This window comes from uncultured Anaerotruncus sp., assembly GCF_902490045.1.
GTDB lineage: Bacteria > Bacillota > Clostridia > Oscillospirales > Ruminococcaceae > Anaerotruncus.
Map to the genome: position 1 here is coordinate 1 of NZ_CABUCJ010000174.1, position 3463 is coordinate 3463.

General features: G+C 63.2%; 4 protein-coding genes. 1 reads left to right on the plus strand and 3 read right to left on the minus strand.

The annotated features are described in order from the left end of the window. Both RDM88_RS12230 and aroF read right to left on the minus strand, forming a co-directional pair. The coding region (locus tag RDM88_RS12230) for a prephenate dehydratase domain-containing protein (protein WP_308755104.1) at positions 1–591 on the minus strand (591 nt) is incomplete at its 3' end. A 284-nt stretch (positions 592–875) separates the two neighbouring features. Next, positions 876–1889, minus strand: coding sequence for a 3-deoxy-7-phosphoheptulonate synthase (gene aroF / locus RDM88_RS12235; RefSeq protein ID WP_308755105.1), 1014 nt, complete (start codon positions 1887–1889; stop codon positions 876–878). Positions 1890–1966: 77 nt separating this feature from the next. Here aroF and RDM88_RS12240 point away from each other — a divergent pair, with 77 nt between their 5' ends. Continuing rightward, the gene (locus RDM88_RS12240) at positions 1967–2272 is read left to right on the plus strand and encodes a hypothetical protein (protein ID WP_308755106.1); all 306 of its coding nucleotides are present in this window, start codon (positions 1967–1969) and stop codon (positions 2270–2272) included. A 10-nt stretch (positions 2273–2282) separates the two neighbouring features. On the opposite strand, the gene groL is transcribed toward RDM88_RS12240, so the two are convergent. Further along, positions 2283–3463, minus strand: a 1181-nt coding sequence (gene groL, locus RDM88_RS12245) for a chaperonin GroEL (protein ID WP_308755107.1), incomplete at its 5' end; no start/stop codon positions are given.

Consider the following 3463-nt stretch of genomic DNA (forward strand, 5'->3'; position numbering starts at 1 on the left):
CACCGTATCGAGCGTCGCGCCCGCCACGCCCACGAGGTTCTGGCGGATGCGCAGGCGGCGTTCGCCCACGATGAAGAAGCCGTAGCTCCCCAGCAGATCGTATACCCGCGTGATCGCGCCGGTGGAGGAATTCTCAATCGGCAGCACGCCGTAGTCGATCTCCCCGTCCCGCAGCGCGGTGAAAACGTCCTCGAATTCGGCACAGGAGGTCCGCTCCCGGTCCTCGCCGAAGTAGTCGGCCAGCGCCTGTTCGGAGAAGGACCCCGGCGCGCCGTAATATCCCACCCTGCCGGCCAGCGGGGCCGCCTCGCGCGGCAGCGCGCCGCCGATGTCCCGCCGCTGGGCCGCGCGGCTGATCGCCATCACCGCGTTCATGAACCGCTCCGCCTCGGCAGCGTAGCCCGGGTCCCGGAGCCGCGCGACCGCTTTTTCGAGCACCACGCGCTCCCGGTCCTGCTGCAGGACCGGCAGATCCCGCGCCTTCTTGTACCGTGCGACCCCGCGCACCACGTCCATCCGCCGCTCAAAGAGCGGAATCAGCTGGGAGTCGATCTCGTCGATCTCCCGCCGGTAGCCTGCCAAATCCTCCATAAGTACCTCCGACTGCCGCCTTTGAACAAACGGCGCTTCTTTTGCCGCCTTTAAAAAAGCGGCGTTTCTTTTGCCGCTTTTGAAAAAGCGGCGCAAAACTTCTCATGCAGATTCGCCGCGGCGGGCCGCCGGCCGCGCGCGTCGTGCGAACGGGGAATCTATCGGAAACCCTGCCGCAAGGGCGGCGTGACCGGGCGGGGCGGCGTCCCGCCTGAGCCAAAAGTTCTTTGCCAAGGCTTTCTTTCAAGAAAGCCGTCGATATACCAGCCCGTTCTCCCGTAACCCTACAGTTCCCTGCCGACGGCGTGGGCGATGGCGCGCAGCTCCTTGACGAGCTCGCCGTAGACGCTCGGGCGGATCGACTGCTGGCCGTCGCAGAGGGCATTGGCGGGGTCGTTGTGCACCTCGATCATCAGCCCGTCGGTGCCGACGGCGACCGCCGCCTTTGCAAGCGGGTCGACCATCCACCACTTGCCGCTCGCGTGGCTCGGGTCGACGACGACGGGCAGGTGGCTGAGCTTTTTGACCGCCGGGATCGCCGAGAGATCGAGGGTGTTGCGGGTGTAGGTCTCGAAGGTGCGGATGCCCCGCTCGCAGAGGATGACGTTCTCGTTGCCCTCCGACATGATGTACTCGGCGCTCATCAGCCATTCCTCGATCGTGGCGGAAAGGCCGCGCTTCAAGAGGATGGGCTTGTGGGTGCGGCCGAGCTCCTTGAGCAGCTCGAAGTTCTGCATGTTGCGCGCACCCACCTGGATGACATCCACATCCTCCTCGAAAAGCTCGATGTCGTAGGGGGACATGATCTCGGTCACGATCGGAAGTCCCGTCTTGGCGCGGGCCTCCTTGAGCAGCTTCAGGCCGTCATACTTAAGCCCCTGGAACGCGTAGGGGGAGGTGCGGGGCTTGAACGCGCCGCCGCGCAGGAAATCCGCTCCCATCTCCCTGACCTGCTCCGCGATGCCGCAGATCTGCTCCTCGCTCTCGACCGAGCAGGGCCCCGCCATCATCGTGATCTTTTTGCCGCCGATCTCGCGGCCCGCCGCCTTCACGACGGTCGGGTCGGGGTGGAACATGCGGTTGGCCTTTTTGAACGGCTCGGCGACGTGCATGACGCGCTCGACGTTGCGGTTGGCCTCGATCCAGGTCGGGTCGATCTTGCTCGTGTCGCCCACGAGCCCGAGGATGATCAGGTCCTTTCCGATGACCGGGTTGACCTCCACGCCCCTGGCGGTGAGCGCGTCGGTGAGCTTGTCGATTTCCTGCTGCGGGGTGCGGGGTCTCATAATGACGATCATTGCGGTTGCCTCCAATAAATTTGATTTTACGCAAGGGCCCGTCATTTGCGCATACAAAAAGAGGACCCATTGCGTCAATGAGTCCTCTTGATATATTCCCTGCGATCAGCCGCGCGGAACTATCTGCTCATCAAACACAATCTTTTTCCATAGCCAAAAAAGCCGGTGCTAAAGTAAAAGCCCCAGCTAAAAAAGCCGAAAAATCGATTCTGTTTGAGGGTGAGCTTGTTCATGGCTTCCTCCGCGTGTCTGGTTTGATTGTTTTCATTATAATCGAATTGCACAATCTGTCAAGGAGTTTTTTGAAATTTTTCACAGCGGCCTGTCCGGAAAACATGCAAAAAGGCCCCGGCGCGACGCGCCGGGGCCTTTGGGGTGCGTAAATTCGCGGGATTAGTACATACCGCCCATGCCGCCCGCGGGAGCCGCGGGAACCGGGTTCTCTTCCTTCTCGTCCGAAACGAGGCTCTCGGTGGTGAGGACCATCGCGGCCACGGAAGCGGCGTTCTGGATCGCGCTGCGGGTGACCTTGGTCGGATCGACGATGCCCAGCTCGATCATGTCGCCGTAGGTCTCCTTGGCGAAGTCGAAGCCGTAGCCGACCTTGCGGGTGCGGCGGAGCTTGTCGATGATGACCGAGCCCTCCATGCCGGCGTTCTCGGCGATCTGGCGGATGGGCTCCTCCAGCGCGCGGCGGACGATGCGGGCGCCCGTCTTCTCGTCGCCGTCGAGGCCCGGGATCAGCTTTTCGACCGCCGGGATGGTGTTGAGCAGCGCCACGCCGCCGCCGGCGACGATGCCTTCCTCAACAGCCGCCTTGGTCGCGGACAGGGCGTCCTCGATGCGCAGCTTCTTTTCCTTCATCTCGATCTCGGTGGCCGCGCCGACGCGGATGACCGCGACACCGCCGGAGAGCTTGGCCAGACGCTCCTGGAGCTTCTCCTTGTCGTAGTCGCTGGTGGTCGTCTCAATCTGGGCGCGGATCTGCGCGATGCGGTCCTTGATGGCCTTCTTGTCGCCCACGCCGTCGACGATGATCGTGTTCTCCTTCTGGATCTTGACCTGGCGCGCGCGGCCGAGCTGGTTCATCTGGGCCTCCTTCAGCTCGAGGCCGACCTCTTCGCTGATGACCTGGCCGCCGGTCAGGATGGCGATATCCTGGAGCATCTCCTTGCGGCGGTCGCCAAAGCCCGGGGCCTTGACCGCGACGCAGGTGAAGGTGCCGCGCAGGCGGTTGACAATGAGGGTGGAGAGCGCCTCGCCCTCGACGTCCTCGGCGATGATGAGCAGCTTCTTGCCGCCCTGGACCACCTGCTCGAGCAGGGGCAGGATCTCCTGGATGGAGGAAATCTTCTTGTCGGTGATGAGGATGTAGGCGTCGTCGAGGACGGCTTCCATCTTCTCGGTGTCGGTGACCATATAGGGGGTGATATAGCCGCGGTCGAACTGCATGCCCTCCACCACTTCGGTGTAGGTCTCGGCGGTCTTGCTCTCCTCAATGGTGATGACGCCGTCAGCGCTCACCTTCTCCATGGCCTCGGCGATCAGCTCACCCACGGTGGCGTCGCCGGCGG